Source organism: Nocardiopsis lambiniae, assembly GCF_031845465.1.
In the GTDB taxonomy this organism is placed as follows: domain Bacteria; phylum Actinomycetota; class Actinomycetes; order Streptosporangiales; family Streptosporangiaceae; genus Nocardiopsis; species Nocardiopsis lambiniae.
On sequence record NZ_JAVREP010000029.1, the window covers coordinates 1 to 18,007 of the forward strand.

General features: G+C 73.0%; 15 protein-coding genes. 8 read left to right on the forward strand and 7 right to left on the reverse strand.

What is annotated here, in order from left to right; translation table 11 throughout:
• Positions 1 to 36: 36 nt before the first annotated feature.
• Positions 37 to 1,089 (reverse strand): aminotransferase class V-fold PLP-dependent enzyme, encoded by a 1,053-nt coding sequence (locus tag RM479_RS25765; RefSeq protein ID WP_311514285.1) that lies wholly within the window; start codon positions 1,087 to 1,089, stop codon positions 37 to 39.
• A 120-nt stretch (positions 1,090 to 1,209) separates the two neighbouring features.
• Positions 1,210 to 1,749 carry a MarR family winged helix-turn-helix transcriptional regulator gene (locus RM479_RS25770; RefSeq protein WP_274810502.1) on the reverse strand — a complete coding sequence of 180 codons (540 nt, stop codon included), beginning with the start codon at positions 1,747 to 1,749 and terminating at the stop codon, positions 1,210 to 1,212.
• A gap of 475 nt (positions 1,750 to 2,224) precedes the next feature.
• Here RM479_RS25770 and RM479_RS25775 point away from each other — a divergent pair, with 475 nt between their 5' ends.
• The 8 genes from RM479_RS25775 (at position 2,225) to RM479_RS25810 (ending at position 13,640) form a co-directional block, all read left to right on the forward strand.
• A complete protein-coding gene (locus RM479_RS25775) occupies positions 2,225 to 3,187 on the forward strand; it encodes an MBL fold metallo-hydrolase (protein WP_274810501.1) in 963 nt (320 codons plus the stop codon).
• A gap of 164 nt (positions 3,188 to 3,351) precedes the next feature.
• Positions 3,352 to 5,028, forward strand: coding sequence for an FAD-dependent monooxygenase (locus RM479_RS25780; protein WP_311514286.1), 1,677 nt, complete (start codon positions 3,352 to 3,354; stop codon positions 5,026 to 5,028).
• A 31-nt stretch (positions 5,029 to 5,059) separates the two neighbouring features.
• Positions 5,060 to 6,265, forward strand: a complete 1,206-nt coding sequence (locus tag RM479_RS25785; protein ID WP_311514287.1) for a homogentisate 1,2-dioxygenase — start codon at positions 5,060 to 5,062, stop codon at positions 6,263 to 6,265.
• A complete protein-coding gene (locus RM479_RS25790; RefSeq protein ID WP_311514288.1) occupies positions 6,262 to 7,107 on the forward strand; it encodes a hypothetical protein in 846 nt (281 codons plus the stop codon). Before RM479_RS25785 ends, RM479_RS25790 begins: the two co-directional genes overlap by 4 nt.
• 66 nt (positions 7,108 to 7,173) lie before the next feature.
• Complete coding sequence (gene fahA, locus RM479_RS25795) at positions 7,174 to 8,394, forward strand: fumarylacetoacetase (protein WP_311514289.1); 1,221 nt, start codon at positions 7,174 to 7,176, stop codon at positions 8,392 to 8,394.
• A gap of 1,040 nt (positions 8,395 to 9,434) precedes the next feature.
• Positions 9,435 to 10,253, forward strand: coding sequence for an ABC transporter ATP-binding protein (locus RM479_RS25800; protein ID WP_311514290.1), 819 nt, complete (start codon positions 9,435 to 9,437; stop codon positions 10,251 to 10,253).
• Positions 10,250 to 12,826 carry an ABC transporter permease gene (locus tag RM479_RS25805; protein ID WP_311514291.1) on the forward strand — a complete coding sequence of 859 codons (2,577 nt, stop codon included), beginning with the start codon at positions 10,250 to 10,252 and terminating at the stop codon, positions 12,824 to 12,826. The genes RM479_RS25800 and RM479_RS25805 overlap by 4 nt, the downstream gene beginning before the upstream one ends.
• Positions 12,827 to 13,004: 178 nt before the next feature.
• Positions 13,005 to 13,640 carry a maleylpyruvate isomerase family mycothiol-dependent enzyme gene (locus RM479_RS25810; RefSeq protein ID WP_311514292.1) on the forward strand — a complete coding sequence of 212 codons (636 nt, stop codon included), beginning with the start codon at positions 13,005 to 13,007 and terminating at the stop codon, positions 13,638 to 13,640.
• A 202-nt stretch (positions 13,641 to 13,842) separates the two neighbouring features.
• Here the strand turns inward: RM479_RS25810 and RM479_RS25815 are convergent, their stop codons facing one another.
• From RM479_RS25815 to RM479_RS25835, 5 genes are all read right to left on the reverse strand, one after another.
• Positions 13,843 to 14,253 carry an ester cyclase gene (locus RM479_RS25815; RefSeq protein WP_311514293.1) on the reverse strand — a complete coding sequence of 137 codons (411 nt, stop codon included), beginning with the start codon at positions 14,251 to 14,253 and terminating at the stop codon, positions 13,843 to 13,845.
• A 252-nt stretch (positions 14,254 to 14,505) separates the two neighbouring features.
• A complete protein-coding gene (locus tag RM479_RS25820; protein ID WP_311514294.1) occupies positions 14,506 to 15,342 on the reverse strand; it encodes a metal-dependent hydrolase in 837 nt (278 codons plus the stop codon).
• A 314-nt stretch (positions 15,343 to 15,656) separates the two neighbouring features.
• Positions 15,657 to 16,295 (reverse strand): CHRD domain-containing protein, encoded by a 639-nt coding sequence (locus RM479_RS25825; protein ID WP_274810490.1) that lies wholly within the window; start codon positions 16,293 to 16,295, stop codon positions 15,657 to 15,659.
• Between the two features lie 254 nt (positions 16,296 to 16,549).
• On the reverse strand, positions 16,550 to 16,927 hold the full coding sequence (locus RM479_RS25830) for a VOC family protein (protein ID WP_311514295.1): 378 nt from the start codon (positions 16,925 to 16,927) through the stop codon (positions 16,550 to 16,552).
• Between the two features lie 178 nt (positions 16,928 to 17,105).
• A complete protein-coding gene (locus tag RM479_RS25835) occupies positions 17,106 to 17,936 on the reverse strand; it encodes a SecDF P1 head subdomain-containing protein (RefSeq protein ID WP_311514296.1) in 831 nt (276 codons plus the stop codon).
• Positions 17,937 to 18,007 lie beyond the last annotated feature (71 nt).

Here is an 18,007-nt window from a genome sequence, read left to right on the forward strand (position 1 = left end):
GGCCCGCGACGCGCACGCGTCGCGGGCCGCCGCCGTTCACGAGGTGAGGACCTTGACCAGCCGGTCCACGTCCTCCTCGGTGTTGTACAGGTGGAACGCGGCCCGCAGCCGCCCGTCCCGGGCGGCCACCACGATGCCCTCGGCGGTCACCCGTTCCATCCCGCCGGCCGGGAGCGGGACGGACACGATCGCCGACCCGGTCGGCTCCAGGTCCAGCGAGGTGCGCAGCAGGTCGCCGAGCGCGACGTCGTGTTCGCGCACCGCGGCCTCCCCCACCTCCTCCAACAGGGCCAGGGAGTGCTCCAGGCCCGCCCACGCCGGCCATATCGGGGGCAGGTCCAGGCGGCGGGCCCCCGCGGCGAGCGGCAGCGGCCCGCCGTACAGGTTCCGCCACGGGTCCTCGGCGGCGTACCAGTTCGCGGCCAGGGGGGACAGCTCCGCCAGCGCCTCGTCGGTGCCGGTGAGGAACGCCGAGCCGCGCGACCCCAGCAGCCACTTGTAGGTGCTGCACACCGTGTAGTCGATCCGGTCGGCGTCCGGTGTCAGCCACCCCGCGGCCTGGGTGACGTCGACCATCAACCGGGCCCCGTGCGCGGTGCGGGCCGCCAGCAGGTCCTCCAGCGGGGCGATGCGCCCGTCGGAGGACTGCACCGCCGACACCGCCACCAGTCGGGTGTCCGGGCCGACCTCCTCGGCCAGGTGCTCCAGCGGCACCTCGCGGACGGTGACGTCCTCCCGGGCCAGGAACGGGTGCACCACCGAGCTGAACTCGCGTTCGGCGGTGAGCACCTCGGCTCCCGGCGGCAGCGACGCGGCGATGGTCCCGACGAACTGGGAGGTGTGCGATCCGATGGCGGTGCGTTCGGCGGGCACCCCGAGGAGCCGGGCGTAGGCGGCGCGGGCGCGTTCGATGCCCGGATCCGCGTCGGCGGGCGAGAACAGGCCGCCGGCCACATCGTGGGTGAGCCGGAGCGTGGCCGCCAGCGCGGTGTCGGGGGTCAGGCCGTGGGTGGCCGTGTTGAGGTAGACGGTCTCGGGGGAGAAGCGCCGTCGTGCGGTGTCGAGCCGGGCACGGGTGGAATCGTCCATGCCCCTCATGCTCACAGTGCCCGAGAACCGGGTTCAAGGGCCGATCCGGTCGGGATTGGCCTCTGAAGGGGGGTGCCGCCGCGCGAGGGGTGTCCGTCGGGGCCGGCGGGGTGAGGCGGGTCAGTTGCGGAACTTGGCCTGGGCGTCGGTGGAGCCGGCCATGAGCTTGTTGAGCAGCCGGACCAGTTCGCGACGTTCGTCGGGTTCCAGTGCGTCGGCCCAGGCGGATTCGCGGCGGTTGTGGGCGCGGAATCCGCCGAGGATGGCCCGGTAGCCCGCCTCGGTCAGGCTGAGCTGGAGGGCGCGGCGGTCGTGGACGGCGCGTTCGCGCAGGATGAGCCCGTCGCGTTCGAGCGTGTTGAGCAGCGCCGACAGCGCGGCCCGGCTCATACCGGAGATCTCGGCGGTGGTCTTGGCCTCCATGGGTCCGGCCAGCCACAGCGCGAAGATCACCCGGAATCCGGGCCAGGTGAGCCCGCGCGGGCGGTGGACGGTGGATTCCAGGTCGTAGATGACCATGCTGGTGGCCCGGTTGAGGGTCAGGACCATGCGCATGGCGTCGGCGTTGACGGAGGGCAGTTCCTGTTCGGCCTTCTGCACCGCGTAGTCGACGAACGACCAGAAGGTCAGGTCATGGGGGGGAGCGGTGTCATGGGTCACGGGACCAGGGTAATACCTGGACTCCGGGCCGCGTTTACCGCTGTTTTCCTTTTTCCGTGCCCGTGTCGTTCAGGAGTGATGCCGGGTGAACGGATAGCGACGATCGCGAGGGCGTCGCCTCTCGGGGGTCGGGTGGGAGTTGTGTGACGTTCCGTTCTCCATGCGTTGTCCGGTGGTGTTCTGTTGTCTTTTTCGGGTGATGTCGGAGCCTTTTCGGGCTGTGGTCCCGGGAGTGGGTGACCCGGGGTGGGGCGGCGGTGACGGTGTGCCGTCGAGGGGAAGGGTGGGGGAGACGGGCAGGTCGGAGTATGGGCGACCGCGATCGCAGGACGTAGAGTGTGATCTGTATCACCCATGAGATGGCTCTGCGCCTCTTGGTCGGGTGACGCGGGGCACGTTATGGTGCGAATCATCAAACGTTTGATCAATTGGGCGGCGGCAGTCGCCCGCAGCGAGTGAAGGGGTCCCCACGACCATGGCAGCCAAGCCGTTCGCCTCGTCCGCCGATACCGAGGCCAAGCAGCAGACCCTGGAGGTCCTTGCCGACGGCGTCTACGCGCTCACGGCCGAAGGAGACCCCAACGTGGGCGCCATCGAGGGCGAGGACTTCCTCGTGGCGTTCGAGGCCATGGCCACCCCCACCGCGGCCCGCGAGTGGCTGGCCACGTTGCGCGAGCACACCGACAAGCCCGTCCGTTACCTCGTGCTCTCCCACTACCACGCGGTCCGCGTCCTGGGGGCCAGCGCCTTCGACGCCGAGATCGTCATCACCCACGAGAAGACCCACGAACTCATCCGCGAACGCGGCAAGGAGGACTGGGCCAGCGAGTTCGGCCGCATGCCCCGCCTGGCCAAGGACGCCGACTCCGTCCCCGGCCTCACCTGGCCCACCCAGACCTTCGCCGACCGCACCACCATCGACCTGGGCGGCGACCGCGGCGAACTCGTCCTGGAGTACTTCGGCCGCGGCCACACCGAGGGCGACATCGTCGCCTGGCTGCCCAAGCACGGGATCCTCTTCGCCGGCGACCTCGTCGAGGCCCAGGCCGCCCTCTACACCGGCGACGCCTTCCACAAGGACTGGGCCGGCGCCACCCTCGACAAGGTCAAGGCCCTGGGCGCCGAGATGCTCGTCGGCGGACGCGGCGCCGTCAGCCGCGGGCGCGAGGAGGTCGACGCCGCCATCGAGCAGACCCGAGGCTTCCTCGACGTCATGATCCGCGAGGTCGGCGCCGTCCACGAACGCGGCGGCACCCTCAAGGAGGCCTTCGAGGCCACCCACGCCGCCCTCGTCGACGACTACGGCCACTGGCCCATCTTCGAGCACTGCCTGCCCTTCGACGTCTCCCGCCTGTGGGACGAGTTCTCCGGCATCGAGCGCCCCGTCATCTGGACCGCCGAACGCGACCGCGAGGTCTGGGACCTGCTCCAGGGCTGACGCCCCCGGCGGCGGGAACCGTCTCGGCCCTTCCCGTCGCCCCGCGCCGTCCGCCCCGGCGGCGCGCCGCGCGCCCGCCGGGGCCCACCGACCCCGGGCCCCACGGCCCGACACAGCCACCGACGACCATCGCCCCCCCGGGGCGCCGACGCCCAGGAGCCGACATGCGACCTCCCGCTCCACGCCCTCCCGCCGACACCTCCGCCGAGCCCGTCCTGGTGCTCGGCGCGGGCCCCGTCGGCCAGACCGCGGCCCTGCTGCTGGCCCGGCGCGGCGTCCCCGTCCGCATCGTCGACTCCCGCCCCGAACGCGACGCCATCGGCTCCAAGGCCATCTGCCAGCAGCGCGACGTCCTGGACGTGTGGGACTGGGTGGGCGCCGGCGAGGTCGCCCAGGAGGGCCTCACCTGGGACACCGCCCGCACCTTCTACCGCGACAGCGAACTGTTCAGCGTCCGCCTCTCCGACCCGGGCGCCTCCCCCCTGCCGCCCTTCGTCAACATCTCCCAGTCCCGCACCGAGGAGATCCTCGACCGCCGCCTCGTCGAGGCCGGCGTCCACATCTCCTGGGACCACACCGTCACCGACCTGGTCCAGGACGAGCACGGCGTCACCGTCACCTGCGACACCCCCAGCGGTCCCGTCCGCCTGAGCGGCACCCACGCCCTGTCCTGCCTGGGCGCCCACGGCGGCGTCGTCCGCCGCGCCCTGGGCCTGACCTTCGACGGCACCAGCTTCGAGGACCGCTTCCTCATCTGCGACATCCGCGCCGACCTCGGTGAGTGGGCCCGCGAACGCCGCTTCTACTTCGACCCCGAGTGGAACCCCGGCCGTCAGGTCCTCATCCACCCCTGCCCCGACTCGGTGTTCCGCATCGACTGGCAGGTCCCCGCCGACTTCGACCTGGACGCCGAGGAGGGCAGCGGTCGACTCGACGCCCGCATCCGACAGATCATCGGCGACGAACCCTACGAGATCGTCTGGCACTCGGTGTACCGGTTCCACACCCGCGTCGTGGACCGCATGCGCTCCGGTCGCGTCCTCCTGGTCGGCGACAACGCCCACCTGGTCGCCCCCTTCGGCGCCCGGGGCCTCAACTCCGGCGTCCAGGACGCCGAGAACGCCGCCTGGAAGATCGCCTACGTCCGCGCCGGCTGGGCCGACGAGGAGTTCCTGGAGACCTACCACACCGAGCGTCACGCGGCGGCCCTGGAGAACGCCGACGTCACCAGCGCCACCATGCGCTTCCTCGTCCCCCAGGACGAGACCGAGCACACCACCCGCCTCACCGTCCTGGAACGCGCCCTCACCGAGGAGGACGCCCGCGCCCACGTCGACTCCGGCCGCCTCGCCGAACCCTTCTGGTACGTCGACTCCGCGCTCACCACCCCCTGCCCGGACCGGCCCTTCGGCGGGCGCCCGCCCCGCGGCCGGGCGCCCGCCCCCTGCCCCGGTGTCATCGCCCCCGACGCCCCCGTGGACCTGCCCGGCGAGGACGCCCCCGCCCGGTTGCGCCCCCTGCTCCGCGAGGGCCTCACCCTGCTGCTGGGCCCCGCCCCCGACGGGACCGACCCCGCCGCGCTGCGCGAGCGCGCCCTGGCCGCCGCGCTGGAGGCCACCGACGCCCCCGTCGCCGCGTTCCACCTCACCGACATCGACGCCACCGGCGCGCTCACCAAGGCCCTGGCCTGCGACCCCGGGCAGGTGTGGATCCTGCGACCCGACGCCCACATCGCCGCCGTCGTCGGCGCGGACGACCCCGCGACCGTCACCGCCGCCGTGCGCACCTGCCTGGGGCGGACGAGCGCCCCGGCCGGCGAACGTCCCGCACCGACCCTCTGACCACCGACGCCCACAAGCCGAAGGACACGTCATGGCCTACTACCGCCAGGTCGGCGAGGTGCCCCGCACCCGCCACACCCAGCACCGCACACCCGAGGGCGGCCTCTACTACGAGGAGCTGATGGGGGAGGAGGGCTTCTCCGCCGACTCCTCCCTGCTCTACCACCGCGCCATCCCGTCGGCCATCGTCGACGCCGCCGAGTGGGAGGTCCCCGACCAGGGCCGCACCCGCAACGCGCCCATGGTGCCGCGCCACCTCAGGCTCCACTCGCTCTTCGGCGACCGGGAGTGGAAGGCCGCCGACGTCGTGGAGTCGCGCCGCCTCGTGCTGGGCAACGACGACGTGCGCATCTCCTACGTCGTGGCCGGCGCGCCCTCGCGGCTCTACCGCAACGGCATCGGCGACGAGTGCGTCTACGTGGAGTCCGGGAGCGCCCGCGTGGAGACCGTGTTCGGCCTGTTGGAGGTCGGTCGCGGCGACTACGTGATCCTGCCGCGCGCGACCACCCACCGCTGGGTGCCCACCGGCGACGAACCGCTGCGCGCCTACGTGGTCGAGGCCAACAGCCACATCGCCCCGCCCAAGCGCTACCTGTCCCGGTACGGCCAGCTCCTGGAGCACGCCCCCTACTGCGAACGCGACCTGCGCGGCCCCTCCGAGCCGCTCCTGGCCGAGGGCGAGAACGTCGACGTGCTGATCAAGCACCGCGGTGACGGGCCCGGCGGCATCTCCGGAACCCGCTACACCTACCCCACGCACCCGTTCGACGTGGTCGGCTGGGACGGGTGCCTGTACCCGTACGCCTTCAACATCGACGACTTCCAGCCCATCACCGGCCGCGTCCACCAGCCGCCGCCCGTGCACCAGGTGTTCGAGGGCCACAACTTCGTCATCTGCAACTTCGTACCGCGCAAGGTGGACTACCACCCCGGGGCCATCCCGGTGCCCTACTACCACTCCAACGTGGACTCCGACGAGGTCATGTTCTACTGCGGGGGCGACTACGAGGCCCGCAAGGGATCCGGGATCGGCCAGGGCTCCATCTCCCTGCACCCCGGCGGCCACTCCCACGGCCCCCAGCCCGGCGCCTACGAGCGCAGCATCGGCGCGGAGGCCTTCGACGAACTCGCCGTCATGGTCGACACCTTCCGTCCCCTCGACCTGGGCGAGGGCGGCATCGCCTCCGACGACGGCACCTACGCCTGGACCTGGGCCGGAGGGAGGCGCCGGTCATGAGCGACGTCCTGTACCGCGCGCTGTTCGACGACGCGGCCCTGTTCCCGCCCGGCAACGCACCCATGGGCGAGGCACTGCCCGCCCACCGCGGGCACCGGACCTCGGCGCGGGCGCGTTACGTCGGACCCTTCCTGGTCTCCGACGCCCGGGTCGGGGAACTGCGCGCGGTGCTCTCCCGCGAGGACGGCGGCCATCCGCCGCTGGAGGTCGTGGTCACCGTCCCCGGCGGGGCCGACGGGATCGCCGCCGCCGTCGGCAACGTCCTGGCCGACCCGGTACTGCGCCTCAAGGGTCTGGAGGTCGCGGCGACTCCGGGCGGGACCGCCGACGTCACCGCCGCGCTGGACGCCCACCTGCCCGACGACGTCGAAGGGTACGTGGAGGTCTCCCGCCAGGGCGGGGCCGAGGGGATCCGTGCCGACCTGGCGGCGCTCGCCGGGGCCGGGCGCAACGCCAAGTTCCGCACCGGTGGGCTCACCGCCGACGCCCACCCCACCGAGACCGAACTGGCCGGGGCCCTGTACGCCGCCGTCGAACTCGGAACGCCCTTCAAGTGCACCGCCGGACTGCACCACGCCGTCCGGCACACCACCGCCCAGGGGTTCGAACAGCACGGGTTCCTCAACGTGCTGCTGGCCACCGACACCCTCCTCAAGGGGGGCACGGCCGAGGACGCCGCCGCGACCCTCGCCGACCGGGACGGGCGCGCCCTGGCCGCCCGCGCCGGCGGGCTCACCGACGCCGAGGCGGAGGCGGTCCGCGCCGGGTTCCGGTCCTTCGGCACGTGCAGCGTCACCGAACCCCTGGAGGACCTCATCGTCCTCGGGGCGCTCACCTTCTGACCACCGTCCGGGGCGGGGCCGGGACGACCGGCCCCATCCCGGATCCGCACGCAGAAAGCACAGCCCATGCCCGACAGCTGGATCGATCCGTCCCCGGACACCGGGTTCGACCTGAACACCCTGCCCTACGGGGTCTTCGACGTCGGCGGCGATGAGGGGGCCGGCACCCGCGTCGGCACCGCCATCGGCCCCCACGTCCTCGACCTCGGCGCCGCCGCCCGCGCGACGGGCTCGCCCCACGCCGACGTGCTCGGCGCCCCGAACCTCGACGCGCTGCTGGCCGCCGGCCGCCCCGTGTGGGAGCGGGTGCGCGCCGAGCTGGTGGAGTGGCTCACCGACCCCGCCCACGAGGCGGCCGTGCGCCCCCACCTGGTGGACCGGGACGCGGTGCGGCTGCACCTGCCGTTCACCGTCGCCGACTACGTCGACTTCTACGCCTCCGAGCACCACGCCACGAACGTGGGCCGGATCTTCCGGCCCGACCAGGCGCCGCTCACCCCGAACTGGAAGCACCTGCCCATCGGTTACCACGGGCGGTCCGGGACCATCGTGGTGTCGGGCACCGACATCGTCCGGCCCACCGGGCAGCGCAAGCCGCCCACCGAGCCCGTCCCGGTGTTCGGCCCGTCGGCGCGCCTGGACATCGAGGCCGAGGTCGGGTTCGTGGTCGGCACCCCCAGCGCGATGGGGGAGCGGGTCGGCGTGGACGACTTCGCCGACCACGTGTTCGGGGTGTTCCTGCTCAACGACTGGTCCTCGCGCGACCTCCAGGCGTGGGAGTACGTTCCCCTGGGGCCGTTCCTGGGCAAGTCGTTCGCCACGTCGGTCTCGCCCTGGATCGTGCCGCTGGGCGCGCTGGAGGCGGCCCGGGTGGACCAGCCCGTCCAGGACCCCGAGCCGCTGCCCTATCTGAGGGGCGAGCGGCCGTGGGGTCTGGACCTGCGGCTGGAGGTGCGGCTCAACGGGCACGTGGTGTCGAGGCCGCCGTTCGCGCAGATGTACTGGACGGCGGCGCAGCAGCTCGCCCACATGACCGTCAACGGGGCGTCGCTGCGCACCGGCGACGTGTACGCCTCGGGGACGGTGAGCGGGCCCGAGGTGGGACAGCGGGGTTGTCTCCTGGAGTTGAGCTGGAGCGGAAAGGAGCCGATCCGGCTGCCGGACGGTACCGAGCGCACCTTCCTGGAGGACGGGGACGAGGTCACCATCACGGCGACCGCGCCGGGCGCGCACGGGGGGACCGTCCACTTCGGCGAGGTCACCGGGCGCATCCTGCCCGCGAGGTAGGAACGGGCCCGGGGAACATCGGGCCCGGGCGCGCGGAGGGCGGCTTCCGGGGACCGTCGCGACACGGCCGTCGGTCGCCCGCGGTCGGGCGCACGCCCGGAACACCCCGGTCGGGCGCCCGCCGTGGGCCTTCCCGGGGTGTCGCCGACCACCGGCGGGCCCCGAGGGCGCGTTCGGCTTCTTGCCGTGGGTGGGGAACGCGGGGTCCCGCCCCGGGGTCCGGGCGGGCCCCCGGAGGACGAGGGCGCCTCCCGGGGCAGGACGTCCCCGAGAACGTGGGGCCGGAAGAGGGACCGCTCACGGCGGTGGGCGCGCACGTGTACGCGGCGGCCGACCTCGAAGAGCACGACACCACCCACGAGGTGGCGGAGTACGCGCCGGGGTACCTGATGGTCGGTGACGACAGCGGCGGGTGGGGCCTCCCGGTACGCACGGGGACCCGGGATCGCCGGTGTTCGCCTCGGGCCCGGGGGACCTCGCCACGGAGGGCTTCGCGACCGTCGCCTCGGACGCGCGGACCTGGATCTCCGGGCTCGCCCCCTGAGCGAGACCGAGGCGAATCCTATTCCATGGCGGCGCGGGAAAAGATCTCCGCACCGAGGCGGCGCGGAGGGATAAACGCTGTTGATGTATCCGGGTGGCCCGATCCGATGTCGTTTACGAGAACGCCGGATGGTGAATTCCCGGCCTTCGGGGACGATTTCCCTCGTCGATCCCGGTGGGGAATCGTTCGCAACGGAACGCCTCGCCTCCAAGGTTTACCGAAGATCGTCCGTTGATCCCACGTATTCTCTGTGGCGCATTTCACGCATTTTTTGGGGAACTGGGTTCCACTCGGGCTGGTGGTCGTAAAGGTATTCTGATTTTACCCGAGGGTTCTTTGGGAGAGGAGTCATAGCAGCGGCGTGATTTTTCGATCACCCGGTGCTATGTTCCTTTTTCGGGCGGCATTGATCGACGAAATGCGCCATCCGAACAGGCCGAACATCGGTGTCCGCCCTTCGACCCCCCCAGGCGACCCCGAACAGGACCGCACGAGCATGAGCAGAACGACTTCCGCCCTGACCCGCAAAGCCCTCGGGAACGCCTCCCCCGGGCGGTTCGCCGCCCGCCTCATCGGAGTCCGCAAGTCCCACCGCACCCCCGGCGGGCCGGCGGTGGAGGCCCTGCGCGGAGTCGACCTGGCCGTGCCCACGGGCACCATGGTCGCCGTCATCGGACCCTCCGGCGCCGGCAAGTCCACCCTGCTCCACTGCGCCGCCGGCCTCACCCCCGCCGACTCCGGCGGGATCCACGTCGGCGAGACCTCCCTGTCGACGCTCAACGAACGCGCGCTGACCCGACTGCGCCGCGACCGGATCGGCCTCCTCCTACCCGGATTCGACCTCGTCCCCGCACTCACCGTCCGGGAGAACATCACCCTCCCCGTCGACCTGGCCGGACGCGGACGCGTCGACGCCGGGTGGTCGAACCGCGTCATCACCGCTTTCGGACCGGCGAACCGACTCGACCGCCGCCCCCGGGAACTCACCCCGGGCGAGCGGCGCCGCGCCGCCTGCGCGCGCGCCCTCATCGGCCGCCCCGAGATCCTCATCGCCGACGAACCCACCGCCGGACTGGACACCCGGGCCGCGGACGAGGTCCTCGCCCTCCTGCGCCTGGCCGTCTCCGACATGGGCCGGACGGTGCTCACGGCCACCCGAGACCCCTACGTCGCCTCCCGCGCCGACATCGTCGTCTTCCTGGGGGACGGCCGGGTCCTCGACCGGCTCTCCGCGCCCGACCAGCACGAGGTCCTGCTGCGGATGCGTCGGTCCGAGAGCGCCGCCCCCGCCCGTCACCGCCGGGCGGAGCGGTGATCGCCCCGACCGCCGCGCTGCGCGGCCTGCGCGCCCAGGGGACGGCCACGGTCGCCGCCGTGGTCGTGGCGGCGCTCACCACGGCCTGTGTCGTCGCGGCGCTCGCCGTCGGTATCGGCGTGCAACGCGGAGCGGACGCGTTCGTCGAGAAGGCCGACCACGACATCACGGTGATCGTCGGACCCGGAGCCGGGGCCACCCCCGACAGCATCGAGGTGGAACTGGCCCGGCGGATCTCCCGCATGGACGGTGTCGCCGAGGTGTACCCGATGGTGTCCGCGCCCGTCGAACTCTTCGACTACGACGGACGTCGCCTCGGCGACACCGACCGGTACCGCGACGCCGTCTCCTGGCACGACCGCGCCGGAGCCCCCTACACCTTCACCGCCGGCGAGGCGCCCGAACGCAGAGGCGAGGTCGCCCTGCCGAGCCCCGTCGTGGAGGCCTCCGGAGTCCTGATCGGCGACTCCGTCCTCATGCGGGTCGGCGACCGCGAGAACTGGCTCACCGTCACGGGGGCCTTCCAGGAGGTCGGGGGAACCGGGCCCGACGACACCACCGGAGCGCTGCTCAGCGCCTCCAACGCCCGTAACCTGCTGACCGGCACGCCCACCCGCGCGGACCGGCTCCTCGTCGCGGGGGAACCGGGTGTGGACGAGCGCGCCCTCGCCGACACCATCGTCACCGGCCTCGCACAAGAGACGGGAGAGCCCGACGAGGGCGCTGCGATGGCCGTCGGAGGCGCGGACGGGGAGGTCGCCGTCGTCCCCATGGAACGCCTCCGTCAGGAAAGGGCGGCACGACTGGGGGACCGGGAGGCCCTGGCCCACACGGTCCTGATCGTGGCGGCCGTCACCGCCCTGGCCGTCGGCGGCACACTGCTCGCCGCGATCGCCTCCCGCAGCGCGCACCGGCGCGCCCGGGAGTTCGCCCTGCTGCGCTCCGTCGGGGTCGGCGCCGACCGGATCCGGCGGACCCTCCTGACCGAGGCCCTGATCGTGGGATCCCTCGGATCCCTCCTCGGGGTCCCGGCCGGCATCCTCCTGGCCGGATACGGAGCGGGACCGATGGAGGTGCTCGGGGCGGGCGCGTTCGCGGGGGCCCCGGTCCTCGGACCGCTCGTCATCACCGCGGGGGCGATGACGGGTCCGGTCCTCGCCGCGGCGTCCGCCCACCGTTCCCGGCGCCGGGCGGCCCGGACACCCCCGGTGCCGGTCGCCGACACCGCCGCGGCCCCCGGGTCCGCGCACGTCAACGCGGTGGCGGGAACCCTCCTGATCGTCTCGGGCGGCGCCGCCATCGTTCACGGACTGCTCGGCGACGGCCCCTCCGCGCTGCCCGCCGCGATCGGCGGCGCCGCCGCCGTGCTCCTGGGGGTCGTGGTCATCGTCCCCCTGGTCTGCGCGCCGGTGCTGCGCGCGCTCTTCGCGCCGGTCGTCGCCGTGACCGGGGTGCCGGGGCGGGTGGCCCGGGCCAACGCCCTCGACGACCCCCGGCGCGCCGTCGCCGCCATCGCCGCGCTCATGATCGGGGCGGGTACGGTCGTCCTGCTCGGCACACTCGACCGGTCGGCACAGGCCTCCCACGCCGACCGCATCGCCCACGGGATCGGCACCGACCACCTCGTCCGCTCCCAGGACACGTCGCTGCCGCTGCCCACGGCGCTCCTGGCCGGTATCGAGGAGGCCGAAGCGGTGGACCGGGTCGTGCCCGTCGCCACCACCGGCATCGAGGTGCACGGCGAACCGGGTGTCCTGGCGGTCGCCGACCCCGAGGGGCTCGCCGAGGCCCTCGGGTGGACCCTCCGGGAAGGGAGCGCCCGACACGGCAAGGGCGAGGTCCTGGTCGACGGAGCGGTCGCCGCCCGGGAGGGGTGGGAGGTCGGAGACCGGCTGGAGGCGACCTTCGCCGGCGGGTCCTGGACGGAACTGACCATCGCGGGGATCCACCGGGCGAACCCGCTGCTGGGAGCGGACTACCTGATGTCCGACGCGGCGTTCGAGCGCTCGGCCGCGGGCGCCGCCGAGCCGGTGACGGCGTCGGTCCACGTGATCGCGGGACCGGACGGGGCCCGGGCGAGCGGAGAGGCGCTGGCCGAGGCGGTGCGGGAGGTCGAAGGTGTGGTGCTGCTGGATCGGGACGCGATCGCGAAGGAGGGGGAACGGTGGTCGGCCGAGCGCGCCGCGCTGGTCCGGTGGGCGCTGGTACCGGCCGTCGCACTCGCACTCGTGGCGACCGCCGCGCTGCTCTCCCGATCGGTGCGTGAACGGGCGGGGGAGTTCCGGACGCTCCGGGCGGCGGGGATGTTCCGGGGACAGACCGGACGGGTGGTGCTGCTGGAGGCGGTGGTGATCTCGGCGTTCGGCGGGGCCATGGGGGTCCTCACCGGCGTGCTCCTCGCGTCCGTGGTGCAGGGCGCACTGGAAGGGCGGGGGATGACGGTGCTGGCGGTCCCCTACGGACTGCTGGGGGCGGTGATCGCGCTCGCCCCGGTGGCGGGCGCCCTGGCCGCCCTCGTCCCGGCCCGCGACGCCGCCCGCACCGACCCCGTGCCCGCCCCGGAGACCCGGTGAGGGCACGCGCGGCGGGCCCCCGCCACCGACGCACGGGGAACGGCGCTTCGCGTTCCCCCGTTCGTCGGTGGCGGGGGAGATGATCGCCGTATCCCTGCGGGCCTCACCGAGACGGCCCCGCGCAGTGCGAGGAGCGGCGCATGACATCACCTTCCCCTCCGGTACCGGGACGTCACCGATGACCGGGCGCGCGGACCCGTGGCCGCTGATCCACGAGGAACGCCGGGCGCTGGCGGAGGACCTGGCGACGATGTCCGAGGAGCGCTGGACGACGCCGTCCCTGTGCGCGGGCCTGACGGTACGGGAGGTGCTCGCCCACCTGACGGTGTCGGGGAGCCTCAACGGGTTCCAGTGGTTCGTCGGAGTGGTCCGCCGCCGATTCGACTTCGACGCCCAGGTCGCGATGCGCCTGGCGGAGCAGATGGGTGATTCCGGCGCGGACACCCTCGCGCGCTTCCGCTCCATCGTGACGAGCACGACGTCGCCGCCCCTGCCGAAGCCGGCCCTTCTGGGGGAGGTGATCGTGCACGGAGAGGACATCAGACGGCCCCTGGGCATCACAGGGGACCGGCCGATCGACGCCCTGACCCGGGTCGCGGAGTACTACCGGGGGTCGGACCAGGTCGTCGTCGCCAGGACCCGGGTGCGCGGGTTGCGGCTCCAGGCCACCGACGGGCCGTTCGCCGGGGGTGAGGGGCCGCTCGTGTCGGGGAGCACGCTCGCCCTGATCATGGCGATGACGGGCCGGGCCGATCACCTCGACGAACTCACCGGCGAGGGCGTGGAGGTCCTGCGCGGCCGTATGGACGGGTGACCCGCGACGACGGGCCGATCGAGGGGTCGCCCGTCGACGAGGCGACGCGCCGTGGCCCCCCGATCCGGCGGCCACGGCCGCCTCCCGGGTCCGGGTTCTCCGGCGTCGCCGATCGCGGTGACGCCGCGCCGGGCGGCGGTCACGGCCGCACCCGGACGTCCGCGCACCCCGACGGTCGTGTCGCCCCGGGTCGCGCCGCCGATCACGCCTGCGCGGGCACCACGCCGAGCTGACGCATCACCGCCAGGTTGTCGTTGTAGTCGTGCTCGCGGTAGATCAGGCCGTCGCGGACCTCGATCACGTTGCAGTACTCCATACTGATGCGCCTGCCCGTCGCCGGGACGCCGAAGAGGGTTCCGGTGTGCGTGGCGGTGACGGTCGCCTCCATGACGCACACGTCGCCGAGTTCGAGCTGGCGGTGGATGTCGAACGCCATGTCCGGGAACGCGGAAGAGTAGACGCGGACCTTCTCGACGGAGCCGTCCACGCCGTGCGTGACGCCCTCCTCGTCGACGAACTCGTACCCGGTGTGGAAGAGGGCGCGGACCGCGTCCACGTCCCCTGCTCGGATGGCCTCGAAGTACGCGCGCTGGATGTCGGCGGCCATACCCATGAGACTCTCCTCCTTCTGCGAAGGTGAAGGAACCTGACCCTCGATCGTCGCACAGGGTCGAACATCGAAGCAGGTCATGGCCTCTTCCGGTCATCTTTGGGCGACGCGCTCCAGGATGTTCTCCCCCGGAGGGGCGGGGAACGATCCCGGTCCGGCCTCGGAACGAGGACCGGCGGGCCGTGCGCCCCGCGCACGCGGGGCGGTTCGGGGAGGGTCCGTCCCGTCGGCCTGTCGAGGTCGGGCATTCCTCTCTCAGCCCCAGGTCAGAGCCACGATGGCCGGTGAGCCGACGAGGCAGCCCCAGCGGATCGCGTTCTCCACCATGCTCTCCCCGGTGCGGAACGGGACCGGCGAGTGGAACATCCACCACCTCTTGCCCCGCACCGTGAACGGCCAGGCGAGCGGCACGCCGCTCTTCGTCAGCCAGTCCCCGAGAAGGTGCGTCAAGGCGCCGACGCCCACCGTCAGGCCGACCAGCCAGGGGGCGCCGCCCTCCGACACCACGGCGGCCCCGGCGAAGACCAGGGCGACGACGGAGGCGGCCAACGACCTTCTCCGCCGCGACCCCGCCCACCTCATGGGCCGGATCAACGTTCCCAGCCCCAGGGCGGAGAGGGCGAACACCACCAGCCCCGTGCCGAACGGCGCGCTCGCGGACACGCCCCACGCGAGCAGCCCGAACACGAGCACGGCGGGAAGGGTGTGGGTGAGGTGACGGTGACCGCCGTCCCTGCCGGCCGCGAGTTCCCCCGGCGTGCCGGTCGCCCGGTACACGCGTTGGGACACGGCCCGCAGCAGCCGCGACACGCCCTCCGTCACCGGCCCCAGCGACCTGCCCGCCGTGCTCCCCGGTTCGTCGAGGTCGGGGAGCAGCGCCGCACCGGCGCCGACCGCGGCGCACACCAGCACGTCCCACTCGTGGGAACCGAACACGAGACCGGCCATCACCCCCGTCAACAACCCGGTGGCGGCATGGCTGGTGCCCATCATCGGCGACTCCAGGGACAGGGGGCGGCGGGACGCGGGGGAGCGTCCCCGGTTCCTCTCGGACACCCGGTACCGCTCCGCCCACGCCGACGAACATGCCATGCGGCACGGACATCCCCGGAACCGGGTCCCCTTCACGGGCGCCTTCCGTCCGCCCGGAGGCGGGGCGGGGCCGTGCGGTGGAGGGTCGGCGTGCGCGGCGGTTCGTCGGCGGTCCCCGAGGTGGCGGGACCGGGACGCGCTTTCGGCGCGGCGCCCCGCCGTCGTGATCCCCCTCGCCGCTCCACGGCGGCATCGCCGTGACGCCGTGCGACGCCACCGAAGTCCTGTCACACCGCTACGGGCGCGCCCCCGGTCGGAGCGCGCCCGTAGCGGTCTCGTGCCGGTGGGGAGGTCCGCCCCACCGGTCGCCCGTGTCAGACCAGCGGTCCGCAGGCCGCCGGGTTGGTGGCCTCCATGGGAAGGTTCGGGTCCAGGTCACTGGGGCCCAGCACGTCGCCGTAGGTGCCGTCGCCGTCGTAGTCGATGCCGTGGATGACGACCACGGCGTTGCCCGCGCGCACGGCGTCCGCCGCGGCCTGCGACAGTTCGAAGGTCCTGTCGTAGTCGATCATGCCGTCGGGGGCCGTCGGGAACCTGTCGATGGCCAGCGCGCTGGCGGCGGAGGTGTCGCCCTCGGTGGTGATGGAGGTCTCCACCCCGCCGTAGGCCTCCAGCCCGTCCAGGGTGCTCAGGGCGCGCTTACCGTTGTGGATGCCCGCGTCGTAGTCGGTGGGGCACTCACCGCGACCGCCGATGTGGATGTGCTGGGCGTGCGGGTGGTCGGCCAGCACGTCGTCCACGGTGATCCGGACGTGGGCGGTGGTGTCGTCCAGCCAGATGGTGGCCGTGCCCGAGGCCTGCGACCGGTTGACGGTGACGGGCGCCAAGTCGGCGGTGTACTTCTCCATCCCCGGGTATCCCGGAACGTCGTCGGCGTGAGCGCCCACGGCGCTCAACGGAATCAGGACGGCGGTGGCCAGGGCGGCGCAGGTGGTCGCTCGACGGATCTGCACGGGTTTCCTCTCTCGATGGACGGAGGGGGCTGACCACAGCGTAACATTACTCTATGTAATTAAATTGAAACTATGAGTAATTGTTCATGCGTGTCGGTCGCTCCGTCCCACCGGAGGGAGCGAGGAACGCGCACCCGTCCCCTCACCGGACGACGCCGGGATGATCCAGGTGCTCACGGTGCCCCGTGCTGACGGTGCCCCCGGGTCTGCCGCATCGCCTTCCAGCCGGACGCGGCCCGCGTCACCGAGGTCCGTCAGAGCGGGTCGAGCCGGGCCTTGAGCAGGCAGAACTCGTTGCCCTCGGGATCGGCGAGAACGTGCCAGGACTCTTCCCCGGTCTGACCGATGTCGATGGGTCGGGCCCCGGCGGCCAAGAGGCGTTCGAGCTCGGCGTCCTGATCGCGGTCGGTGGCGTTGACGTCGACGTGGAGCCGGAGCCCCTGCTTCTTCGGCTCGTCGTTGCGGCTCAGGATGATCGTCGGCTGCGGGCCGCCGAACCCTTCGCGCGGCCCGATCTCGACGGCGTCGTCCTCGCGATCGAGGACGACGAAGTCCAGGACCTCGCACCAGAACCGCGCCAGCGCCTCGGGGTCGTGGCATTCGAGCACGAGTTCACTGATACGGCATGCCATGGAAGCGACCTGCTCTCAACGCGGGGATAGACGGGCTGCCCGCACGCGGACCCGCGTGGATTCCCGCGGCGAGGACACCCTCGGGACCGTAACGGGCGGGCTGAGCGGGGGCAAGGAGATTTCGGGCCCTGGGGCGGCCGTGCGTCGCGCGGCGGTCCGGCCGCCCGCGAGACGCCTCCTAGGGCGCCTCGGTGACCTCCACCGGCAGCGGATCCGCGCCGATGAGGTTCGCCGGCGTCACCACGTCGTCCCGGGTGAAGTCGCCGCTGATGACCGTGGCCCCGCTCGTGAGACCGGTTTCGCAGGCCACGTCGGGGCCGACCTCCGGAGCGGAGACCACCTCCCCGTCCACCACGATCGCGATGCGGCGCCCCGGGTCGCCGGGAGGGAGGCACGCCGCCTCACCCGTCACCCCCGCCCATTCCCCGATGCCCTCGTCGGTGAACTCCACGAGCACCTCCCACTGCGAGAAGGACGCGTTGAACTCGGCCGTGGTGGACTCGACCCGCTCATTGTCGAGCCGAGCCGGGCCCAGGAGCAACCGTTCGGACGAGTCCGGGGCGGGCAGGACCGTTTCATCGGTGGAAGGCGGTTCGGCCGACTCGTCGACCACGCCCGCCACCGGGTGGATCGTCATCGCCCCGGGGCGTTCCATGAGGGCGACCGCCTCGGCGGTGTCCACGTCGGGCGGCAGCTCGACGGTGACGGCCCCGGGCCCCGGGGTGATCGCCGGTTCGCCGTGTCCCATACCGGCGATGCGCCGCCCGAGGATCTCCACCACCCGGTCCATCTCCGCCGAGTCGGCCGCGACCTCCCCGCCTCCGACACGGAGTTCGACGGTCTCGCCGCCCCCGGGCCTGCCCGACCACAGCACCCAGCCGACCACGCCGCCCGCGATGAGGAGGAGGACCAGGCCCGCGCCCACGACGAGGTGGAGCCGGGTGCGTGGGCGCGGCGAGGGGGTCCGCTCGGGGTGACGCGCGGGCTGCGGTGGGGAGTGGGGGTCCACGGGGGTCCTCTTCCTCGGGGGACGGGGGTGCGTTCAGCCTTCCAGAACCCTCGAACACGCGACAGCCCGCC